The sequence below is a fragment of the Coprobacillus cateniformis genome, from assembly GCF_009767585.1.
Classification (GTDB): domain Bacteria; phylum Bacillota_I; class Bacilli_A; order Erysipelotrichales; family Coprobacillaceae; genus Coprobacillus; species Coprobacillus cateniformis.
In genome coordinates, this window is the sequence record NZ_WSNW01000001.1 from 1,140,497 (window position 1) to 1,160,830 (window position 20,334).

A 20,334-nucleotide genomic window follows, 5' to 3' on the forward strand; every position below is an offset into this window, starting at 1 on the left:
CTTTTCATTTACGCATTCTGTAATTCATGCCGTAAAAAATCTATTTCCTGTAATTGATTTTCTTTTACATGAATTTCTTCAAGAATTTTTCTACGTTTTTCGCTTACTATCTGTATTCGTTTTTCTTTTGTTGAAGTGCCTAAATGTGAAAGTCTAATATATAATTCAATTTTTGCATTTGTGAACCCCAAATCATTAAGGATTGTATTGTATTTTTCACCCCTCATGTAAAGGTTCAATTTTCCACCCCTTTCAAAGAAAATAGGTGCACCAAGATAGCGGGTTATCTTGTTACACCTATATTTTAAAGTTCATTCATTGATATGTCTAATGCTTATGTTGGATTAACAGAAATACAAATATTGAATTTCTATTTTAATTATGTTTATAGCGGTCTTTTATAAAACTGATAAAGGTATTTGTTGCCTTAGAATATGATTGACGGTCTTTCCATGCAAGTACAGAAGTTAATTCAAGTTTAGGTTCAAAAGGAATAAACTTCATGTCATCATAATAATTATCTAACTTCACACAGATAACTGCTCCTTTTTTCTCTTTGGCAACAATTACAGCATTATACAATAGATTATAATTTGCACATGATTCCATTTCTTTCGCAAAATCCCCTGACCAACTTGCCAACTCATGATGAACTGGCGTATCAAGGTGTATTGTTATAACCTTTGTGCCTACTAATTCACCAGGGTAGATTACCTGTTTCTTAGAAAGGGGATTATCTTTATGAATGAGAACGCCCCATTGTTCCTTTGTCCTCATACGGATAAAATCATACTTTACGACATTCACTGGTTCTAATAACAAGCCCAAGTCTAAAGTACCTTGTTCCATACGTTCCTTAATATTTTCGTTGTTTCCGCTATATAACTCAAATTGTACGAAAGGGTATATGTTTTGAAAATCAGTGATAAGTTTTGCGATTTCTTGTGCACTTCTCATTTCTCCACAGCCAATTGCAATGTTTCCTGATAATACATCAGTATCTTGTTTTAATTCCGCCTGTGCCTTATCTGCCAAATTCACGATTTCCTGTGCTCTACGGCGAAATAATAAGCCGTCATTTGTTAAGTATATACTATGATTACTCCTTTGAAACAATTTGACACCCAATTCTTCCTCTAGCTGCATAAGCTGCCTTGAAAGCGTAGGCTGTGTGATATGAAGAAGTTGTGAAGCTCTTGTTATATTTTCTTCTCTTGCAACCATTAAAAAATAATTTAAAACTCTAATATCCATTTCCCCACCTGCTTTTTGTTTCATTATAGAATAATAAAAATACATTTACAACATTTCTCTTATACCTATATTCATTTGCAAGCAGGTAAATACAGGTTATTCCTTAATATCCTTTTGTTTAGGAAATTCCATTTTCCCAATTTGATATTGTTTGTCTTGTCACAAATATTTTATCAGCTAATTCTTCTTGTGATAAACTTGACTCAAGTCTGTATTTTTTTATTTGGCTGCTAATTTTCATAATGGTATTCCTCCTGACTTTATTCTAAACTATGAGAGGGTTTCCTGCTATCAAAGGTCTTTGACATTCCCATCTTATTCACATGTCAAAAGTTTTTTACATGTCTTTAGATGATAGAAAACATAAAATTCTATCATTTACATATACAGGCTTACTAAAAGAAAGAAGACGTGTTGAATTTTTTATAATCTCTAATTCAAGTTCAGTTATATATTTGTTTGCACGGTTTTTTGATATCTTTAAATTGATTCTTCTTTATCTAAGTTGGAAATATAGTATTTGAATTCATATTTTCTACTGATCATGTCAATTGCTTAATAATACTATCAGGTCATTGTGCTTCTTTTTGACTTTCTCACCATACATCAACTTTCAGCATGTAAAAGAATAAATAGTGCATCATAACAAATCACATGCCTAAAATGTTGTTTGGATATACTTAGCATTAAAGGAAACCTCAATGAATTGAAGAAAGTTTTCATATGTTTGTTAAGACTGCTTTTAACTTTCAATTGTTTTAAATTAAGACTTTTATCCAAGATACTTCACCTAAATAATTTATTTATCAATTTCTTTAATCATAACATCATAACATAAATAATCATTATTATAAGTACGAATAGAATAAGTTTCAACTATGGTGTATCGTCTTTTTAAATAAATACTTTTTGCTGGTAATGATGCATCTAATACAATCGTATTATATTGTTTCAATATCATATTTTCAGAGAAATTTAACAGTTGGCTCCCAAACCCTCTCTTTTGATATTGTGGTAAGACAAATAAGCGACAGATTTCATTTTTATGAATTGTTACTGTACCAACTGCATCATCTTGTTCATCAAAAACTATATAGACTTGACCAGATTCAATATCTTTAGATATATGACTCTCATTATGATGTTCAATAAAAAAGTCAACTGCACCTTTAGGGTAATAATGAGGATAAATATCTATTATTGTCTTTAGAGTTATAAACTTAACTAATTCTAATTGTTTCAATTCAGCTTGCTTTATCATTTTATCTCTCCCTCTCATATATATCAATCACATCTATATTGACTCCCATATTTTCATAATACTCTGCTTTTTCCTGCCAAAATTGATTTGCCAGTTCCATATACGTTACAACATCTTTACCAGAAGTAATAGCTTTTTTACCATTTTCTATTAATTTATGAGTTAATGATTCTGAGATTAAATAGATTTTATTACAATAATCATAAATACTTTTAAATTGATTGAGATAGAGCCTTAAAGATTCACAATTCTCATAAGTTGATTTATTAAGTACAATTTCTATTTTTTCCTTACTATAATATAAACTTAATATATATACAAATGTATCTAATCTGTCTTTGCCTATAGAGCCTTTGACACCTTGCAGATTTCCTTTAGAGGGTATGAGTGAACAATTCTGAATAGAATGGTGATTGTTTTTGCATCTATTTAAAGCATGAGTATATTTAAGAAGTTCTTTATCTTTAAAGTCTCTTATTAAGTATTTTAGATATATATTATATTGTGCTTGACCATTTGCATTTTCATGAAAATTAAAATCAGTTTCACCACTCATTGAAAAAGTTCTATGTTCATTAAACTCAATATAATCATTTATCGTAGTATCTATATAAGCATAACGTCTCTTCTTTGCATATTTTGGATGATAAAGATCTACCTTTCCCCAAAAATCCCATTTCTCTTTAGTATAGACTTTTTTATAAACATTCCATACCTCATCAGATACATCATATTCAAAATCTATTTTCTGTTCATCCATAATAGCCCCTCTTCATGATTCTTTAAGAAATCAACATCCTTACCCTATGTTACTATATTTACAATCAACCCACAATTGAAATTGACATAAATTCTAAAAGTAAACTACTAATTGTGCTTCTTTCATTTTTTTTGTTGATAATATACTTACCCATTTTTAATGTCACTATTACTGGTGTTCTTTAGGACATCAAATCAATCTATAACTTTGAAGCTAGTGTCAAAAGTTGTTTTTTTATATTCTATATTTTACATACTTATGATTATAATCTTTTTGCTTGCTAGAATCTACTTTATGAATATTCTTTTCAAATAAAACTGCCTTTGTGATTGACTATTCCCTCATGAAATTGATGTAAAATATTTATGAATACTTCTTAAATGTTATCAATCTAAATCGCCTTTAATTGGGCTAATAGTAATTTCAGCTTGACGAATCGCAAACAATTCCTTTTTATACTTATTAAGCAAGATTTCATCTCTAATATTTAATTTATTAATTAAGACATCAGAACCTGGATAGCAATAATTAGAACTGTACTCATAGCTATATATATATTTATCCATTTAAAAGAGTAATCTCCTTAAAATACGTTGTCTTTCAAAATCAAAAGTTGATTCTCCTTCTAAGCATTTCCATGTCATCAGCCGTCAAAGGCATCCCCTCAAGGCGCATTGTCGCATTGACTTCATCTATGATTTTACTCGTTTCTTCACTCATACAAAGACACTTCTTTCAAGATCATTTTCTATTAATGTTATATCATATTTAGCAGTTCATTTCACTATAATCAAGTTGTAGTTAATATAATTTTATTATATTTATAATTGCATATTTTATGCACATAACTCCCTAGTACTTTTTCTAGAATGTTAGCCTAAAAAGATTGATGTTAACTAAAAAATTAAAATACACAATATATTTTACTTATACCCACCCATCATTGACATTATATATTAAATTATATAATATCAATATTATCAATAGATATATGAAAGAAAAAATATATCTTGTAGATAAAAATAAAATATGATAATGTATAATCATCAAGAAAGGGTGTGATTGCTATGGAAAGAATCAATAATCATAAAAACAGAATAAATAAATTAAAAGTAGTCAATCACAAGTGTAAAGATTAAATATAGGCACAGTAAATAGCTACTGTGTTTTCTTATACTCTTGTGATCATTGACACAGGAGGAAAAATGGGAATAAAAATAATAAGAAATAACAAGTTATGGATGGAAGAAGAAGCTATACTACACCTTGAAAAGATAGCTCATTTTGATGGCGTTGAAGACGTTGTTGGACTTCCAGACTTGCATGAAAGCAAAGTACCTGTTGGTATGACTGTAAAATCAAAGGATGTAATATATCCGTTTTTAATTGGTAATGATATAGGCTGTGGTATGTCTCTGTTTGATACAAACATTAAACTTAAAAAGTTTAATACAGAGAAATATGTGAAAAAATTATCTAACACTAAACTCATTGGAAAGTACTCAATAGGTGGGGGTAATCATTTTGCAGAGTATCAAAAAATTGAAAAGATATTCAACAAAGAAGAAGAAGCTAAGAAGATTAATCTTAATCAAAATCATCTTTTTATGTTGGTACATTCAGGATCAAGGAAATTAGCTGATAATATCTATCGAGAATATGCTTCTTTAGAGGGTTTAACTGTAGGCAGTAGAGAATTTAAAAAATATCTTTTTTTACATCAAAAAGCAGTGGAATATGCTAGAGAAAATAGAATTGGTGTTGCAAATGCTTTAATGGACAAAATAGAAGTTAAATATGATAATCAGCTGATTATTGATTGTATGCATAATTATTTAGGCTTTGATGATGGATATTTTTATCATCATAAGGGATCAATTAGTGCAAGAAGTGAATACGCTGTTATAGCAGGATCAAGAGGTTCTTATTCTTACGTTGTGAAGTGCATACCAACCCAAGAAACACTATTCAGTATCTCGCATGGATCAGGGCGTAAATGGGCTAGAAATCTCTGTAAGGGACGGTTAGAAACAAAATATAAAAAAGATGAACTCAAAACAACAAAACTAAAAAGTCAGGTTATCTGTGATAATCAGCTTCTTTATGAAGAGGCAACTGAAGCATATAAAGATATTGAAGATGTCATTGACACACTCTTAGAATATAAAACAATTGAATTGGTTGCAAGATTAAAGCCATTGGTGACTTATAAATGTTAATACAAATATCATCTGGTCATGGCAAAGGAATTAAAGAGTGTGAATATGTCTGTTGTTTGTTGTATAAAGAGTTATTAAAGGAGTTTTCATCATTAGAGGTTGTATCTACCCATTACAGTAATGAAGAATGTTTAAAGAGTGCAATCTTCTATACAGAAGAAGATTTATCTTTTTTAGAAGGAACAGTTCAATGGATATGTCAAAGTCCATATCGACCTCATCATAAAAGAAAGAACTGGTTTATTGATGTGTCAATAATCAAAGAAGATATCAAAATTGACAATACTAATGATATCAGATATGAGGTGTTTAGAAGTTCAGGAAAAGGTGGACAAAATGTCAATAAGGTATCTACAGCTATAAGAGCCATTCATGTTCCAACAGGACTTGTTACTGTATCTATGGATCAAAGAAGTCAGTTGCAAAATAAAAAGATTGCATATCTTAGATTATTAGAAAAAATAGATGAAACAAGTTCATCTATTAATAAAAGTATTCATTATTTGAATTGGCAAAAGCATAATCAGATCGAAAGAGGTAATTCTATAAGAGTATATAAGGGAATGAAATTCATCAGAATAATATAAATTGGAATTATTGTATTTAATTAAGGCTATACTTATTTGAGAATGCAGTTTGATAAAGTAATTCATGTATAGTATAAATGTCGCTTGAATACAATTGCAATGTAACGACATATGCGTTATAATTACTTAAAGGAGATGATAATTATGGAAAAAACAATGACATTAAATTTAAGGGTGAATCCTGAAGTTAAGAAAAATGCTGAGGAAGTTCTTTCTCAATTAGGAATGTCTATGTCAACAGCGATTGATATTTATTTAAGACAAATATCATTAAATCAAGGAATTCCATTTACAATAGCAATTCCTAATGCACCAAAATCTATGAATACAGATGAAATGACTGCAAAAGAAATTCGAGCATTACTACAAGAAGGTTTAGATGATATTAACGCTGGGAAAGTCCAAGACGCTTCAGAAGCATTTGCAAAATTTAGAGAATCTTTATAATATGAAGAAGTATCAAATTAAAATAACAGATCGAGCTTTTGATGATATGACTGAGATTTATAAATATATTTCTAATAATCTCGGTTCACCTGAAAATGCTTTACAGCAATACAATAGAATTGCTGGTGCAATAGAGAAACTAGATGTTTATCCAACACGTATTAAAATTTTGGATTCTGAGCCTGAACATAGTTTAGGATTTAGGGCATTACAAGTTGACAAATATGTTGTTATATTTATCATTGATAATGATGTAGTAAATATTGTAAGGGTTCTATATAGTGCATCTGATTTTAGAAAAAAATTGGTTATATAATTAAACTATTATTCATGAAAATTAACTTTTAAATCACAAGAAGGATATCCATGCGATATCCTTCTTTACATAAATAATACTTTATAAAAAATCAATAATTAAACCAACGTTTTTATTTATTCTTCATCTGTGGTGTGAGTAATTAATTACCTATCAATTTAAAACACTTTGATTTTATGGTATTTTTTTTCAAATTATAAATACATATAGCTATGTTTTCACGGAAGAATATACGATATTTATATAATGTTATATACTAACTAAATGAATTTTATATAAGGCTATAGAAACAGTTTTACATACCTCAAAAAATAGGATAAGTCATCTAGCATCTATAAATGAATCATCTCTAAATTCAAATATATTTTCAAAGATACAATTTTTATATTTTTAATCCATTTTTATTTAATTTCTTGATACACATCATCAGAATAAAGTTGTTCAATATTTTGGGGATATAATTGATTATTATCTATTAGCTCTTGTATTTTTTCATCAGTTATATTATGTAATTCAAATGGCGATAATTCCTTTAAAAATTCCTTAATTGCTCCCTTAAATTTTTTTAGCTTACCTTTTCTAATTATTCTAACTTTATGAGTAAAATCACCAGCATATTCAAGGTTTTTTGTTGGAATAATCATAAACCTATATACATTCACATCTTTTCCGTAAACTGAATCAAACCATCCACAATGGCTATTCATTTGACTTGCTTCACTTTTTTTAATTGAAGACCTTTTATCTTCAATCTCATTTTTACACTCAAAAATCATATATTCGTTATTTGAACAACACCATAAATTATCAGGACCTTTTTTTATCTGTTTATCTGGTCTCTCGCTTATAAAGCCAATAAATTCACCTATCTTCTGTAATGAAGCTTCAAATTTATCACTATTTACACCAAAAGATAAATTATCCAATAACTCATTTATTGTTAGAACTAGTTCACCATAACTCTTAAAGCCATTAAGAAATTCTTTAATCTTCGTTGTCCTATTAATGTTTATATAAGAAACTTTTGAATAAGATATACCAACCTTTGGTTTCAATAATTCGTTATTCAATTTAAATGCAGCTTTTTGTAAATCATTAAATTTTGATTTATCAATATAATAAGAATAGCGAGCTAACTGTTGTAAATACCATCCTTTATCACAATCATTCATTTCAGTATTCTCATCAATAAATTCTTGTGTTAGAGCATATGCTTTTTCATACTCCTCTTGTAAAAAATACTTCTCAATATTTCTTTCTTTTTCTAATACTGTATAATCTATTAATGATTGTTCATTTTTACTTAGTCCATTCATTTTACTTGTATAAAACATTTTCCAATCATCAACTCTACCTAAGCATTGATTGATTAGCCCAACAAGTGACTTAAATGGTTCTTCGCCATTTTTAACATCATCCTTTGCTAATTCAGAAATATCCAATCCGATATCAATTTGTTTCCTAGTCTGCTCTGAGAAATATTTTCTTGTTTCTATGCTCCTCATAAATTTAACTATATCATTTCCAATAATAAGAATAACACAAAAATCTTTCTCGCCTCTCACCCCTCTTCCTAATCCTTGTTCTATTTGCTGTGCAATTTTTTTATTAATAATATCACTATCTGGTCTACATAATTCTTCATATCGATCACATAAGTTTTCAAAATAGGGTTTAGAATCTATTATTAAGATTCTACAAGTTTCATCTGGAAGATCTATTCCATCATATCTATTATTTACAACTAATATTTTATTAAATTCTCCTTTTTTTAATTTATCAATTTCTTTAAAAATATTATTTGAATTAGTAATAATACCTCCTTGTTTACTATAATAATCTGCTTTTTTTGTATTTGGAACAATTGAAACAATCCCAAATCCATCATGTTTTGCTCTCATTAACCTAGTAACCACTAACTTCTGATCTAAGGAATCATCAACCAATTGTGGTAAAATCAACATTTTTTCTCCTGACCAAATTTGATTATTATTGATTAATGGATTTTTCACTGCATCAACACTAAAATCTAATCCTTTAATAAAAAAGGCATCATCTTGTGTTGTTGCTGACATTAATATTCTATGGCTAGAATTAGTAAATAATCCAAACTTTTTTGTATCAATACTATATGGAGATATTTCTATTCTGTTTCCAGTTATAAAACAAATATATTTTTCTAAAGAATCTTTAATTAAATCCCAGCTATATTTTATACACGAATCATCTTTATATTGTGATAAAATAGATAATACTTCTGATTTTTTATCATACCATGCCCAATAAGGAACCACCATTAAAGTACTATAATCTTCCTCCTTCAAATCCAAAAAGCTTCCTTTTCCTTGCTCTCTCAAATCCTCTTCAAATAAATTAATAATATCATCAAATAGCTTATTATAAGTTTTTCTTGAAATTTTAATTGTAAAAGAATCTTTTATCACATCTATGCATGTATGTGCATCATCCAAAATAATAGTTCCAACTTTACATGATCGATTTCCTATTCCAAAAATAGATTTACCATTAAACACTTTATGAGCATGAGTTATTAAAATTTTTTCACTTGATTGAAAAGAAGAAGGCAACTCTCTTTCATCTAGTAATACTTCATGTTGTATTCCGAATTTTTCAGCCTCTCTATGAACTTGATTGACTAAATATTTGTTTGGGCAAACATATAGACATGGTCCTTTGCCCATATTAATTTTTGATTGTAATATCAGCAAGCCTATTAATGTTTTCCCCTCCCCCTGTATGTAATTTGATTATTACATCCTTATTGTCCTTATAGCTTTCAAACCATTTCTTCAATATATATTCCTGAGCTACTCTAAGTGGACCCGCAATACTTTTTCTATCTAACGTTTCATATACTTCAATAGGATTTATTTTTTTCTCTAATTGATTTTCATTCATTATATTTCTAAAATTGACCATAAAATTCTCCTCACCAATGTTATTTTAGTCTATATATGATATTTTATCATTTTATATAATAAAAAGAAATAGTTTGTATTTTAATAGAGCTTTGTTATTCCATTAATTTCATAGAATGGAGTATAAGTCTCTTACTCAATTTTAGTGATAAATTACAGAACGATCTCTTATTTTTCCTGCTTATGTTCTTCAAAACATGTCAAAACCTAATTTTCATGTCATTATCCATAAACTCAACATTATCATCATATAAATCATCCAATACTTTTCTCTGATCATCACGGCTAGGATGTGTATATACATTCCATGTTGTATTTACTGTACTATGTCTTAATAAATCTCTTACAACTATTGGATTAACTCCTGCCACCATCAACTCAGTAGCATAAGTATGCCTAAGCATATGATAATGAAATTTAATATCTAACTTTTTTGCTGTATCTCTTATCCTTTCTTGAAAATTTACTGGCGAAATGAAATCTCCATGTTCATCACAAATAACGAAATCATATGGATTTTCCACAAACCAGCTTTTTAAATACTCACTTAATATTGAACAAATTTCTACTCTAGCTTTACTGCTTTTTGTTTTCAATCTTTCTGTTAGATATATTTCTTTTCTTTTTAATCCAGCATGTTCTATTCTTCTGCGTATTGTTAGTTGGTTTCTTTCTAAATCAAAATCTTCCTTCTTTAGTGCCATAACTTCACTTATCCTTAAACCAGTATACCTACCAATTAGCAAAGCAATACCATATGATTTATATTTATATTGAGCTTTTTTCGCAAAGCATCGATTAGGACTTGCTTTTATAATTTCTTCTATTAACCGTTTCAAATCATCATCACTTATAATCTCTACACCCTCTTTCTTTTCTGGCTTATTAGGAAGAAGAATGTTTGGAACGGGATTTATTGATATATACCCTGCTCTAACTCCATGCTTAAATATGACTGAATAAACCTTTTTTATGTTCTTGACTGTTGGATAGTTGTATCTTTGTGATAATTCATTAATATGTGCCTGAAGTGAAACATAACTCACTGACTCAATTGGCACATTCCCAAAATTGCCTTTTACATACGTTTGATGTGTTTTAATATAATAATATAATGTAGCTGGAGCCCATTTGATTTTACCTTCAATTTCTACATATTCATCAAAGACATCATTTAATGTCCTTTTCCTTGATTCAGGAATTAATACCTTTGCATTTGATTTTTCAATAATACTCGCTTCATAATTTCTAGCTTCTTTTTTCGTTCTAAATCCACTTTTTGTATGACGCTGTGTAACTCCATATGGATCTTTATATCTCATATCTACTTGATATATATATCCATACTTTTTGCTTTTTAATTTTCTAATAGACATATATTACCTCCATCTGTGTATCAGCTTTTACCACCATAAAAAAATAAAAAAGCATCATTTCATCTCCATATAAAGATTATCTAATGCCTTTCTTTGATCCTCATTTTGAGGATGTGTATATATGCTCCAAGTTGTACTGATATCACTATGCCTCATTAAATCTTTTACAACAACAGGATTAACTCCTGACATGACTAATTCTGTTGCATAAGTATGTCTTAACATATGATAATGAAAATTAATATTAAGTTCTTTACAGACCTCACGTAATCTATGATTTAAGGTTTCTGGTTTGATAAAATTACCTTTCCCATCACATATCACAAATTCAAATGGATTTATTTCAAACCATTTTTTAAGATAGCTACATAACAGTTTGCTTATTTCTACTGTTCCTTTGCTTTTTGCTGATTTTAACTGATGAGTTGTATGTATATCTTTAGCTTTTAAACCAGAATATTCAATCTTTCTTCTCACTGTCATACAGCAATTTTCAAGATCAAAGTCTTGCCTTTTAAGTGCTAGGGTTTCACTGATTCTTAACCCTGTATATCTCCCTATAATCAAAGCCATAGCATATGACTTAAAGGTAAATTCAGCATTCTTTCCTGATGAATACGGATTTGTTCTTTTAACAGTCTGTAAAGCATCAATAATCTTTGACAAATTCTCATCACTTATGATTTCCACCTTAACTCTTCTTTCATTCTGTAACTTTGGAATTTGAATATATGGTATTGGATTCTCTCTAATATATCCTACTCGTAAAGCATACTTAAATGTCACTGCAAACAACTTTTTTATATTCTTAAGTGTTGGTGGATTATATTTCTCCGACATTTTATTAAAAAATTGTTGTAGATTCATGTATTTTAACGAACCCATATTTTCATTTCCAATCGTATCTTTCACATACATTTCATGAGTTACATTATAGTATACTTTTGTTGATCTTGCATATTTGACCTCTCCCTCTATTTCCATATACTCATAATAAATATCATTAAATGTTTTATTCGTACTTTTTCCCTGCTCTATTAAAACTTCTAGTTGTTCTTTAAAATCTCTTTCATATTTTTTAGCTTCATTAAAAGTTTTAAACCCACTTTTAATATGTCTTTTTGATATGCCAAGTGTATTCTTGTATCTAATATCTACTTGAAAAGTGTTTCCATATTTTTTATTTTGTATTTTTGATATTGCCATATTCAAAATCCTCTTTCTATTCAAATTTTCTTTCGAGCATTAACAATTTGCTTGCTTTGAATAGCCTTGATTCTACTGCTTACATCCAATCCCTCATAATCCATATAAAAATTACTGACTGCCCTAGGAGAAAACATATAATTTCTTCCAGTGCGAATTGCAGGAATAATTCCCATCTCCCTTAGAAAAGTCACATGGCTTTCTGAACAATTAAGCAATTTCATTAATTGAGCTTGTGTAAGCATTTGTAAACTATCCACTTTTCATTACCTCCAATCCTTTTAATATTTATTATGCTCTTTTCAGCAACCAACACTACCACATAAATTCTCTTTTATCTATTAAATAATTAACAATTTTTACAATGATCTAATTAAGTACCATCTCTTGAAGTTTTAATGGTTGATTATTAGCCATATCATAATCTTCCATAAAGCTGATTTCTATATGATCCTTTGTTTGAAGTTTAAATAAATATTGTTCCATAGACTTGATCTTAAGTTCATCATCATAAACAATGACTTTATTAACATCTGAATCTTTTATGCAGAAATCAACATGTTTGCTCATACTTGAATCAAATGCAGGCATCTCAATGATACAAACCTTTTCACTTTCCTCAGATAACCTCTTTACAAAATCCATAAATTCATCTCTTGATGAATCATTCGTTATAATCGCAATCCTGTCTTTTCTTTCTTTGAATGTTTCTTCAATAACATAATAAACAGCTTCTTTCAATTCTTCCAACATATCATCATCTATCATTCTATTAAGATCTGAAAGACTTATAGGCATTTTAGAATTAACAACACTTATTCCTTTATCTTCAAACATTTTTATGAATCGACCATCATGATAAGCATTTGCAACAATGAAATCCACATCATCAGCTATAACAATCTCTGGATGAACTTTCATAACTGCATCAACGATCTGTTCAGGAGCTATAAATGACATAATTAGTGGATAATGCATTTCTCCACCGATATCCAAGTTATGCTCTTTTGCATACTTCATATATTTTTCTTCACTTTCACCATTTAATATGGTTTCAGTTTCAGATGTTAAAATTAATGTGCTTTTACTCATATTCTTCCTTCTTCCCTGTACTATTTTTTATTAGCACATTGATGGCACCTAGGAAATTAGGGGAAAGGATTCCCTAAGTGCCACTATATCTACTAATAAGTTATATTCCGTTTCGTATTCACAATACTAAAGTTTTCGTTATAGAATGAAGACGCTCCAATAAAGAGTCCATAGGTCACTACCTTCCCTCCTCCAATCAAAGGGACGCCATCTCACAGCTGTGACAGTTGTCATCTGCTCGACTGAGTCTGAGACGAAGTATCATACATGTAGACTTCATGGCAATTCATCAAATGTTAGATATCACATCTATCATCAATCGCTGCTTAGTTGTTCTAATAGATCAAATTTATGATTATAATGATATCCATTAGCTAAAGGTCTCGGCGTACTGCTCCATCTACACCAACGTATCTTCATTCTACTTATTTAATTGTCAAAGTTCTTTATGAAATTCAAGCTGACTAAACTTCCCTTTCACTATTAAACGGGACATTATTTTTAACTTTGACACCCTAATCATTCAATTTTTTTCTTAATTTCTTTAAAATATTATTTTTTCTTTTATGAATAGTACTTTGAGATACATGTAACTGTTTTGCTAGTTCTCTTTCTGTCTTCTCCTGTACAAGAAGATTGGTAATGAGTTCTTTATCATCAGGGCTTAACTTATCAATTTCATTAAGTACCATTGAAACTTTATACTGATTCTCTATATTCATACTTTTATCATCCGAAACAACATCTAAATATGTAACATCATTACGTATATTGGCATCTAAACTTATAAGTCTAGCTTGATTATCTTTGACATTATCTCTTATTATTTTTTTATAGCTGTTATAACAAACTTTAAATACATCTTCATCAACTTCTACAAGTTTTCCATGTGGTCTTAAATAAAATTTATATTGTTGAGTTTTAGAATTTCTAATTTTCCAAAAATAATTTTTACTATAATCATTTTTCACTCTCATCTCTCCGTTTCTGTAAATTTTGTTATTAAACTTACGAAACGGAGGACTTCTAATCTTTTGCAAAAGAAAACCTCTCAGTGTTTTATCTGAGAGGGAAACTATAAAATTATATATCTGATTAAAATGCTTTTTATCAAGAAATAATTTCTTGCTCTTTGTTATCATGCTATATATTTATCTCATAGAAATTTTATGTCAAAAAAGAATGAAAAACATAAAAAAGGAATAATGATTACAAGTTCTAACTCAGCTTATGGTTACAATTCTTCCTCAACTATTTTCATTTATCAATGAATTAGACTCATATTTAACATATATTCCTTTATACAATGACATTTTTACACGTATTTAAAAATCATTTCATCAATTTTAGTTATAATTATTGTCTTGTTCCAGCGACACAACCACTATCTACTGGTATAATAGTACCATTAATAAAATCTGAATCTTCCTCAAATAAGAAAACAACCACTCTAGCAATATCATACGGTTGTCCAAATCTTTCACTTGGATTAGCTTTTGCCCACATTGCATATTCATCTGGCTTTGTTTCCTTATATGGCAAGATCAATTCTGTTTCAATTGTTCCTGGTGCAATAGCATTAACAGTAATATTTTGTGTAGCATAATCTAATGCCACCCCTTTTGTAAGACCACTAATAGCGTGTTTACAAGCTGAGTATAATGCCATTCCTTGACTAGAGACTAAACCTGCTCCAGAAGTTGTATTCACGATTCTACCATAACCATTTTCTTTCATCATTCTTAACTCATGTATCATACACATCATATGTGCCTTAACTAAAATACCTAATTCCATATCAATTTCTTTTTCTGTAACCTCACCAAATGGTTTAGATAAAATTCCAAATCCTGCATTATTAAAAGCACAATCTAAACGTCCAAATTTTTCTTGGATAAAATCAAAACCTTCTTTTATTTCATTAGATTTAAATAAATCACAATGTTTGTAAACTACATTTCCTTTAAATTCCTTACATAATTCAATAACAGCATCTGCTTTTTCATCTTGAATATCAAATATAACAACATCATATCCTTTTTTAGATAATTCTAATACCGTTCCCTTTCCAATTCCACTTAATCCACCTGTTACTAATGCAACCCTTTTTTCCATTTATTCATTCCTCCTTATTTTTCTTCATTATAAAGTTGGTGGTAACCACGAAGTCAAGATATTTATAAAATTAATGTTATTAATAAAAAAGAATGTTATAATTTGAAATGGTGATAAATATGGAATATAGTGCAAAAGAAGTTATGAATTTTTTAAATATTAACAGAGAAACATTAAGACATTATGAAAACATGGGATTAATTCATCCTCGTATTGATGATAAAACACATTATCGTTATTATACTGATTTTGATATTGAAACAATTGCTGAATGTAGAAAATATCGTTCAGCAGATTTTTCTATCAAAGAAATAGATAAAATAAAACATATTGATTCTCTTTCGCAATATGTTTCTATTCTTGAACAAAAGCAGGAATACTATAAAAAACAATCATTATATTTTTATAAACTTATTCATAAAAATAATGAAACGTTAGATAAATTACATTCTATCATCAATCATTCGCATTTAATATCTATTGAAGAATTAGAGGAATGCTACTTATTTCCAGCATCTTATGACTTTAAGCACTTTTTTGAAGATAAAGACAAATATTTAAATTTTACATCTACAGTACATGAAGATTTTGCATTTACTGATTTTTCACTTCTTATTAAAAAAGATGATTTTATCAATCAGAAGACTAATTATATTGGTGGTACTTCTTTTAGTAAAGATTGGATAGAATTTCTAAATATTTCTGTTAAGCATATGATTCATGTCAAAAAACAAAAAGCGCTCAGTACCATTATTATCATTAATGAAGATTTTAACATTAATTATTCTCTTTTTAACCCAGCATTACAATATATCCAAGATCATCATCTTGTGATTTCTGGTGATATATTTGCGACTCAAATAGCTAAAATTCATAAGAATAAAAATAGATATTTAAAAGTCTGGGTTCCTATTCAATAACTTCAGTACTGTATATTTTGTATAGTATAGTGTATATTTTTACAATTTGAGTGATTCCCATAATACCTTTATATTTTTTGATAATTCATGTAAATTAATACTAAGGAATTATTGGCCAATATATTCCTAATAAAAAGGAGAATAACAATGAATCAATTATCAAAAAAAATTAATGAAGGAGTTTCTGTATATAAAAATTCACATTCACCTAGTGGATATACTGCAACTTTTATATATAAACCTACACAAGATATTATAAAAGTCAGTCTTACTGGTCCATTTTTTTATATTGATCCAAATATGGATTTATATGATAAAGACAATATTTTTACACCTCATGAATATAGGAATGGAATGTATGCCTCAAGTCTTGCCCCTGGAACATTCCAAAGAAACTACATAGAAGACATGATATATGATCCAGAATTATCTATTTATAGACTCGATATACCTATTACAAGTGGAGCATTTCCTTACAGTTATATTATCACTTATCAGGATTATACTCAGGAGACAATTGATGATCCAGCTAATCCATCACCTTCAAAAATGAATAACCAAAGTTATTATAAAAATGCTTCATTAAAGCAAAGTATCGTCTATGGATATTATGATAAAATGAAACAGTCTCAATCACCATATTTAGATTACGTATTACCATCAAAAAAGAAAAATGGTTCATTATTTTTTGTTAAATATGAAGGAAATCTTTCTAAAAACCAAGATTTAGGAATATATTTACCTTCAAATTACAATGAAAACACTCAACCTTATAAAGTTATTTATGCTAGTCATGGATATACAGGAAACGAAACTGATTGGTTTTCTATGGGTAATATTCATCATATTATTGACAATTTCAATGAACAAGTTATTGTTGTTACAATGGAAAATAGTAGCTATGAATTAGATTTTATGAAAATGTATGAAAGAATTGGAATGGTTGAAGATAATATTATCAATTATATTATACCTTATATAGAAAAAAACTATAATGTTTCTAAAAAAGCAAGTGATCGTGCCTTTTGTGGTATATCTATGGGAGCAATGATTACAACATATATGTATTTTGATTATCCTGAATATTTTGGATACTTTGGCGCATTTTCAGGATTTGATAGTCGAGCAATTAGTCAAAAATGCAAAAAATACATTCCTGTATTTTATACAACTATTGGCACATGTGATACAGGTTCAACAGCTATTTTAGCTAATCCAAATGGAGTTAAAATTAAATATGAGAATTTTCTAGAATGGAATCAACAAAATCAAGTCGAAAACGTTATAGATGGTGGACATATTCCAGGAGCACATGATTGGTCAGTTTGGCAAATTTCGTTTATGAAATTTATAAGTGAAATTTGCTGGAAAAAATAGAAACTATAGTGTATAAAGTGTATTGAATAACACAAAAGGAACTGTAAAAGACCCTAATTTAGTTATTAGATTTCTCAGTTCCTTTTTCTGTTTACATTTTGGCTTGTTTACTTTATTAAATAAATGTTTAATTCTAAAAATTTTTATAGCCTTTTCGTCTGTTCTGTTAAAATTTTTTTCAACTTTATAATTGCTATTATGGCTAGAATCACTTCTGTTGTTGGAGTTGCAATGCTAAGACCATAAAATGGATAAAGATAATCCCATAAATAAAGAAATGGTATTTCCAAAACTATTTTTCTTAATATGGCAAAAATGAGAGCATAACCTCCTAACCCACACGCTTGAAAAACACATACAGTAACATAATCTATACATAAAAACGGAAGTTGTACACACGAAAATCTGATTAATACACTTCCCATTTGTATTACATGAGGAATATCCACAAAAATGCTCATAAGATATGAAGCAAACATCATAAATATAATACACAAAACAATTAGTATTGAAATTGAAAATTTAAGCGATACATATAATACATTCCTCATTCTTTGAACATTTCTATTAGCATAATTATAACTTATAAGCGGCATAATTCCTTGAGAGAACCCCAAAACAACTTGTAGTGGAATCATAACAATTTTATGTGATATACCCATTGCAGAAACAGCATCAACACCATAAAAAACAGTAAAATGATTAAGTACTGTCATGCTTATAACACTTAATAAATTTTGGATAGCTGCTGGTATTCCTACAACAAAGATTTCTTTAATTATTTTCCAATCCCAATGAAATGATAATAGTGAAATATCAATAAATGTCTGCTTTCTTTTAAGCATTATAAAAACAATAAAATACAAGCAAGCTATACAATTAGATATAAATGTTGCCATTCCAGCACCAGCTACTCCCATATTCAAATATTGTGGTAATACAAAGAACGGATCTAATATAATATTTAAAAAGCACCCACTCATCGTTCCAATACTTGCTTGTAGTGAGGCACCTTCAGAACGAACTAAATAAGCCATTACAACGTTTAATATTGCTGGTGTAGCACCTAATTTTACTGTCCAAAACATATACTCTTGTGTAGCAGCCATAGTTTGCAAATCTACACCTAAAATCACTAAAAATTCATGTTCAAAAAATATAAATAACAGAGAAAAAATGACCCCACACCCAACACAACAATAAAAACAAATATTTGAAACTTTTTTGACTATATCAAATTTTTTTATCCCTAGCATACGACTCATCAAACTTGAACTACCAACACCAAATAAATTATTAACAATATTAAAAGAAAGTAAAATAGGAGCAGATAAAGTCACAGCAGCAGTTTGCAACGAATCATTCAATGTTGCAACAAAGAATGTATCAGAAAGATTATATAATATCGTAACAAGTGAACTCAAAACCATCGGTAAGGACATTATCATAATTGCCTTCATAATTGGCATTGTTTCAAACAAGTCTTGCCTTTTACTCATATCTACATTCATGATTAATCCCCATTTATTAGTTGATAATGATTCATTGCTTTTGTAAATCCTTCATGATAAATATCATCTGTGATAAATTCACAAACTTCTTTTATTTCTCTAGGTGCCTGTCCCATAGCAATGGTATGCTTGGCATATTGAAGCATTTCAAGATCATTATAGTCATCTCCAATTGCATATGTATCTATGATATCTGCATGAAAATACTCCAACACTTTCTCCATTCCTGATTTTTTAGATACTCCTTTTTTACTGATTTCACCATGAATAGATAGAGGATTCCCCATTATAGGAACAACCTGATATTTATTATGAAAATAATCAAATATATTTTGATAATCTAGTGGAGAAGGGTTTTCATAATACATTATTGGGTCTTCATACCAATGAATCTTTTGGACTTTTAATGACTTTAAATCTTTAATAAATCGATAGTTTTGTTGAAATGATTCTTTAAGATTTTCTATATCTATTTCTCCTCTATTTAAAAACATCATTCTTTTTAAATGTAAATCTTCGGTTCCTTTTTGAATATAATTAAAATCTGCACATTCCAAAGTATACCTTAGTCCAAACAGGTCAAAATAACAAACAATTTCCTGCAATTCATTATAAGATAAATAGTTTTGAAAAATAACTTGATCATTTATGATAATATGATTTCCACTAGAACAAATCAAATATTTCAAATCCAATATATCTACAATCTGTTGAATAGACTTTCTAGCCCTTCCAGTAGCTAGGACTGGAATATGTCCATTCATTTTTAGTTGATTAACGGATGCTACTGTCTGAGATGAAATAAATGTTTTATTAATAATTGTTCCATCAGCATCAAAAAAGATAATTTTTCGACTCATGAATATAACACTCCTTTCATAAATAATAAAGTACATGCAAGCATGTACTTTATTTGCTCAATATATAATGATGATTAATTAAGGGAGAAAAAAT

22 protein-coding genes are annotated in these 20,334 nt (G+C 28.6%); 6 read left to right on the top strand and 16 right to left on the bottom strand.

Going from position 1 to position 20,334, the window contains the following annotated elements; translation table 11 throughout:
* Window positions 1-8: 8 nt before the first annotated feature.
* The 6 genes from GQF29_RS05840 to GQF29_RS05865 form a co-directional block, all read right to left on the bottom strand.
* The gene (locus GQF29_RS05840; protein ID WP_226814607.1) at window positions 9-239 is read right to left on the bottom strand and encodes a hypothetical protein; all 231 of its coding nucleotides are present in this window, start codon (window positions 237-239) and stop codon (window positions 9-11) included.
* Between the two features lie 136 nt (window positions 240-375).
* Window positions 376-1,254 (bottom strand): LysR family transcriptional regulator, encoded by an 879-nt coding sequence (locus GQF29_RS05845; RefSeq protein ID WP_008791645.1) that lies wholly within the window; start codon window positions 1,252-1,254, stop codon window positions 376-378.
* 118 nt (window positions 1,255-1,372) lie between these two features.
* Window positions 1,373-1,495 carry a helix-turn-helix transcriptional regulator gene (locus GQF29_RS05850; protein ID WP_202086281.1) on the bottom strand — a complete coding sequence of 41 codons (123 nt, stop codon included), beginning with the start codon at window positions 1,493-1,495 and terminating at the stop codon, window positions 1,373-1,375.
* Between the two features lie 558 nt (window positions 1,496-2,053).
* Window positions 2,054-2,515, bottom strand: a complete 462-nt coding sequence (locus tag GQF29_RS05855; protein WP_054689442.1) for a GNAT family N-acetyltransferase — start codon at window positions 2,513-2,515, stop codon at window positions 2,054-2,056.
* Window position 2,516: 1 nt separating this feature from the next.
* Window positions 2,517-3,275 (bottom strand): hypothetical protein, encoded by a 759-nt coding sequence (locus GQF29_RS05860; RefSeq protein ID WP_236916395.1) that lies wholly within the window; start codon window positions 3,273-3,275, stop codon window positions 2,517-2,519.
* Between the two features lie 386 nt (window positions 3,276-3,661).
* A complete protein-coding gene (locus GQF29_RS05865; RefSeq protein ID WP_054689443.1) occupies window positions 3,662-3,841 on the bottom strand; it encodes a hypothetical protein in 180 nt (59 codons plus the stop codon).
* Between the two features lie 639 nt (window positions 3,842-4,480).
* Between GQF29_RS05865 and GQF29_RS05870 the strand changes: the two genes are divergently transcribed.
* From GQF29_RS05870 to GQF29_RS05885, 4 genes are all read left to right on the top strand, one after another.
* Window positions 4,481-5,494 (top strand): RtcB family protein, encoded by a 1,014-nt coding sequence (locus GQF29_RS05870; protein WP_054689445.1) that lies wholly within the window; start codon window positions 4,481-4,483, stop codon window positions 5,492-5,494.
* Window positions 5,488-6,081: a peptide chain release factor H gene (gene prfH / locus GQF29_RS05875; RefSeq protein ID WP_054689447.1), complete on the top strand. Its 594-nt coding sequence runs from the start codon at window positions 5,488-5,490 to the stop codon at window positions 6,079-6,081. Before GQF29_RS05870 ends, prfH begins: the two co-directional genes overlap by 7 nt.
* 144 nt (window positions 6,082-6,225) lie before the next feature.
* Complete coding sequence (locus GQF29_RS05880) at window positions 6,226-6,528, top strand: type II toxin-antitoxin system RelB/DinJ family antitoxin (protein WP_008789416.1); 303 nt, start codon at window positions 6,226-6,228, stop codon at window positions 6,526-6,528.
* A gap of 1 nt (window position 6,529) precedes the next feature.
* The gene (locus GQF29_RS05885; RefSeq protein WP_054689448.1) at window positions 6,530-6,844 is read left to right on the top strand and encodes a type II toxin-antitoxin system RelE/ParE family toxin; all 315 of its coding nucleotides are present in this window, start codon (window positions 6,530-6,532) and stop codon (window positions 6,842-6,844) included.
* 401 nt (window positions 6,845-7,245) lie between these two features.
* Here GQF29_RS05885 and GQF29_RS05890 read toward each other — a convergent pair whose 3' ends face one another.
* The 8 genes from GQF29_RS05890 to GQF29_RS05920 all read right to left on the bottom strand — a co-directional run bounded on the left by GQF29_RS05890 (window position 7,246) and on the right by GQF29_RS05920 (window position 15,572).
* Entirely contained in the window at window positions 7,246-9,573 is a 2,328-nt protein-coding gene (locus GQF29_RS05890; RefSeq protein ID WP_199805903.1) for a DEAD/DEAH box helicase, read from the bottom strand.
* On the bottom strand, window positions 9,548-9,784 hold the full coding sequence (locus GQF29_RS18360) for a hypothetical protein (RefSeq protein WP_044927275.1): 237 nt from the start codon (window positions 9,782-9,784) through the stop codon (window positions 9,548-9,550). The genes GQF29_RS05890 and GQF29_RS18360 overlap by 26 nt, the downstream gene beginning before the upstream one ends.
* A 199-nt stretch (window positions 9,785-9,983) precedes the next feature.
* On the bottom strand, window positions 9,984-11,159 hold the full coding sequence (locus tag GQF29_RS05895; RefSeq protein WP_008789413.1) for a site-specific integrase: 1,176 nt from the start codon (window positions 11,157-11,159) through the stop codon (window positions 9,984-9,986).
* A gap of 54 nt (window positions 11,160-11,213) precedes the next feature.
* On the bottom strand, window positions 11,214-12,365 hold the full coding sequence (locus GQF29_RS05900) for a site-specific integrase (RefSeq protein ID WP_008789412.1): 1,152 nt from the start codon (window positions 12,363-12,365) through the stop codon (window positions 11,214-11,216).
* A gap of 20 nt (window positions 12,366-12,385) precedes the next feature.
* Window positions 12,386-12,625 (bottom strand): helix-turn-helix domain-containing protein, encoded by a 240-nt coding sequence (locus GQF29_RS05905; protein ID WP_008789411.1) that lies wholly within the window; start codon window positions 12,623-12,625, stop codon window positions 12,386-12,388.
* 109 nt (window positions 12,626-12,734) lie between these two features.
* Window positions 12,735-13,457 (bottom strand): hypothetical protein, encoded by a 723-nt coding sequence (locus GQF29_RS05910; protein ID WP_008789410.1) that lies wholly within the window; start codon window positions 13,455-13,457, stop codon window positions 12,735-12,737.
* 515 nt (window positions 13,458-13,972) lie between these two features.
* Complete coding sequence (locus GQF29_RS05915) at window positions 13,973-14,434, bottom strand: sigma-70 family RNA polymerase sigma factor (protein ID WP_008789409.1); 462 nt, start codon at window positions 14,432-14,434, stop codon at window positions 13,973-13,975.
* Window positions 14,435-14,813: 379 nt separating this feature from the next.
* Window positions 14,814-15,572 (bottom strand): SDR family NAD(P)-dependent oxidoreductase, encoded by a 759-nt coding sequence (locus GQF29_RS05920; RefSeq protein ID WP_008789408.1) that lies wholly within the window; start codon window positions 15,570-15,572, stop codon window positions 14,814-14,816.
* A 119-nt stretch (window positions 15,573-15,691) separates the two neighbouring features.
* Between GQF29_RS05920 and GQF29_RS05925 the strand changes: the two genes are divergently transcribed.
* Together GQF29_RS05925 and GQF29_RS05930 are read left to right on the top strand one after the other, a co-directional pair.
* Entirely contained in the window at window positions 15,692-16,492 is an 801-nt protein-coding gene (locus GQF29_RS05925) for a MerR family transcriptional regulator (RefSeq protein WP_008789407.1), read from the top strand.
* Between the two features lie 147 nt (window positions 16,493-16,639).
* The gene (locus tag GQF29_RS05930; protein WP_008789406.1) at window positions 16,640-17,869 is read left to right on the top strand and encodes an alpha/beta hydrolase; all 1,230 of its coding nucleotides are present in this window, start codon (window positions 16,640-16,642) and stop codon (window positions 17,867-17,869) included.
* Window positions 17,870-18,012: 143 nt separating this feature from the next.
* On the opposite strand, the gene GQF29_RS05935 is transcribed toward GQF29_RS05930, so the two are convergent.
* Both GQF29_RS05935 and GQF29_RS05940 read right to left on the bottom strand, forming a co-directional pair.
* The gene (locus tag GQF29_RS05935; protein ID WP_008789405.1) at window positions 18,013-19,380 is read right to left on the bottom strand and encodes an MATE family efflux transporter; all 1,368 of its coding nucleotides are present in this window, start codon (window positions 19,378-19,380) and stop codon (window positions 18,013-18,015) included.
* A 2-nt stretch (window positions 19,381-19,382) separates the two neighbouring features.
* Window positions 19,383-20,240: an HAD hydrolase family protein gene (locus GQF29_RS05940; RefSeq protein ID WP_008789404.1), complete on the bottom strand. Its 858-nt coding sequence runs from the start codon at window positions 20,238-20,240 to the stop codon at window positions 19,383-19,385.
* Window positions 20,241-20,334 lie beyond the last annotated feature (94 nt).

Excerpts from the sequence above, each read along its gene's own strand:
- GQF29_RS05845 (WP_008791645.1), bottom strand. The coding sequence starts at position 1,254 with ATGGATATTAGAGTTTTAAATTATTTTTTAATGGTTGCAAGAGAAGAA.
- GQF29_RS05850 (WP_202086281.1), bottom strand. The coding sequence starts at position 1,495 with ATGAAAATTAGCAGCCAAATAAAAAAATACAGACTTGAGTCAAGTTTA.
- GQF29_RS05855 (WP_054689442.1), bottom strand. The coding sequence starts at position 2,515 with ATGATAAAGCAAGCTGAATTGAAACAATTAGAATTAGTTAAGTTTATA.
- GQF29_RS05860 (WP_236916395.1), bottom strand. The coding sequence starts at position 3,275 with ATGGATGAACAGAAAATAGATTTTGAATATGATGTATCTGATGAGGTA.
- GQF29_RS05865 (WP_054689443.1), bottom strand. The coding sequence starts at position 3,841 with ATGGATAAATATATATATAGCTATGAGTACAGTTCTAATTATTGCTAT.
- GQF29_RS05870 (WP_054689445.1), top strand. The coding sequence starts at position 4,481 with ATGGGAATAAAAATAATAAGAAATAACAAGTTATGGATGGAAGAAGAA.
- prfH (WP_054689447.1), top strand. The coding sequence starts at position 5,488 with ATGTTAATACAAATATCATCTGGTCATGGCAAAGGAATTAAAGAGTGT.
- GQF29_RS05880 (WP_008789416.1), top strand. The coding sequence starts at position 6,226 with ATGGAAAAAACAATGACATTAAATTTAAGGGTGAATCCTGAAGTTAAG.
- GQF29_RS05885 (WP_054689448.1), top strand. The coding sequence starts at position 6,530 with ATGAAGAAGTATCAAATTAAAATAACAGATCGAGCTTTTGATGATATG.
- GQF29_RS18360 (WP_044927275.1), bottom strand. The coding sequence starts at position 9,784 with ATGGTCAATTTTAGAAATATAATGAATGAAAATCAATTAGAGAAAAAA.
- GQF29_RS05895 (WP_008789413.1), bottom strand. The coding sequence starts at position 11,159 with ATGTCTATTAGAAAATTAAAAAGCAAAAAGTATGGATATATATATCAA.
- GQF29_RS05900 (WP_008789412.1), bottom strand. The coding sequence starts at position 12,365 with ATGGCAATATCAAAAATACAAAATAAAAAATATGGAAACACTTTTCAA.
- GQF29_RS05910 (WP_008789410.1), bottom strand. The coding sequence starts at position 13,457 with ATGAGTAAAAGCACATTAATTTTAACATCTGAAACTGAAACCATATTA.
- GQF29_RS05915 (WP_008789409.1), bottom strand. The coding sequence starts at position 14,434 with ATGAGAGTGAAAAATGATTATAGTAAAAATTATTTTTGGAAAATTAGA.
- GQF29_RS05920 (WP_008789408.1), bottom strand. The coding sequence starts at position 15,572 with ATGGAAAAAAGGGTTGCATTAGTAACAGGTGGATTAAGTGGAATTGGA.
- GQF29_RS05925 (WP_008789407.1), top strand. The coding sequence starts at position 15,692 with ATGGAATATAGTGCAAAAGAAGTTATGAATTTTTTAAATATTAACAGA.
- GQF29_RS05930 (WP_008789406.1), top strand. The coding sequence starts at position 16,640 with ATGAATCAATTATCAAAAAAAATTAATGAAGGAGTTTCTGTATATAAA.
- GQF29_RS05935 (WP_008789405.1), bottom strand. The coding sequence starts at position 19,380 with ATGAATGTAGATATGAGTAAAAGGCAAGACTTGTTTGAAACAATGCCA.
- GQF29_RS05940 (WP_008789404.1), bottom strand. The coding sequence starts at position 20,240 with ATGAGTCGAAAAATTATCTTTTTTGATGCTGATGGAACAATTATTAAT.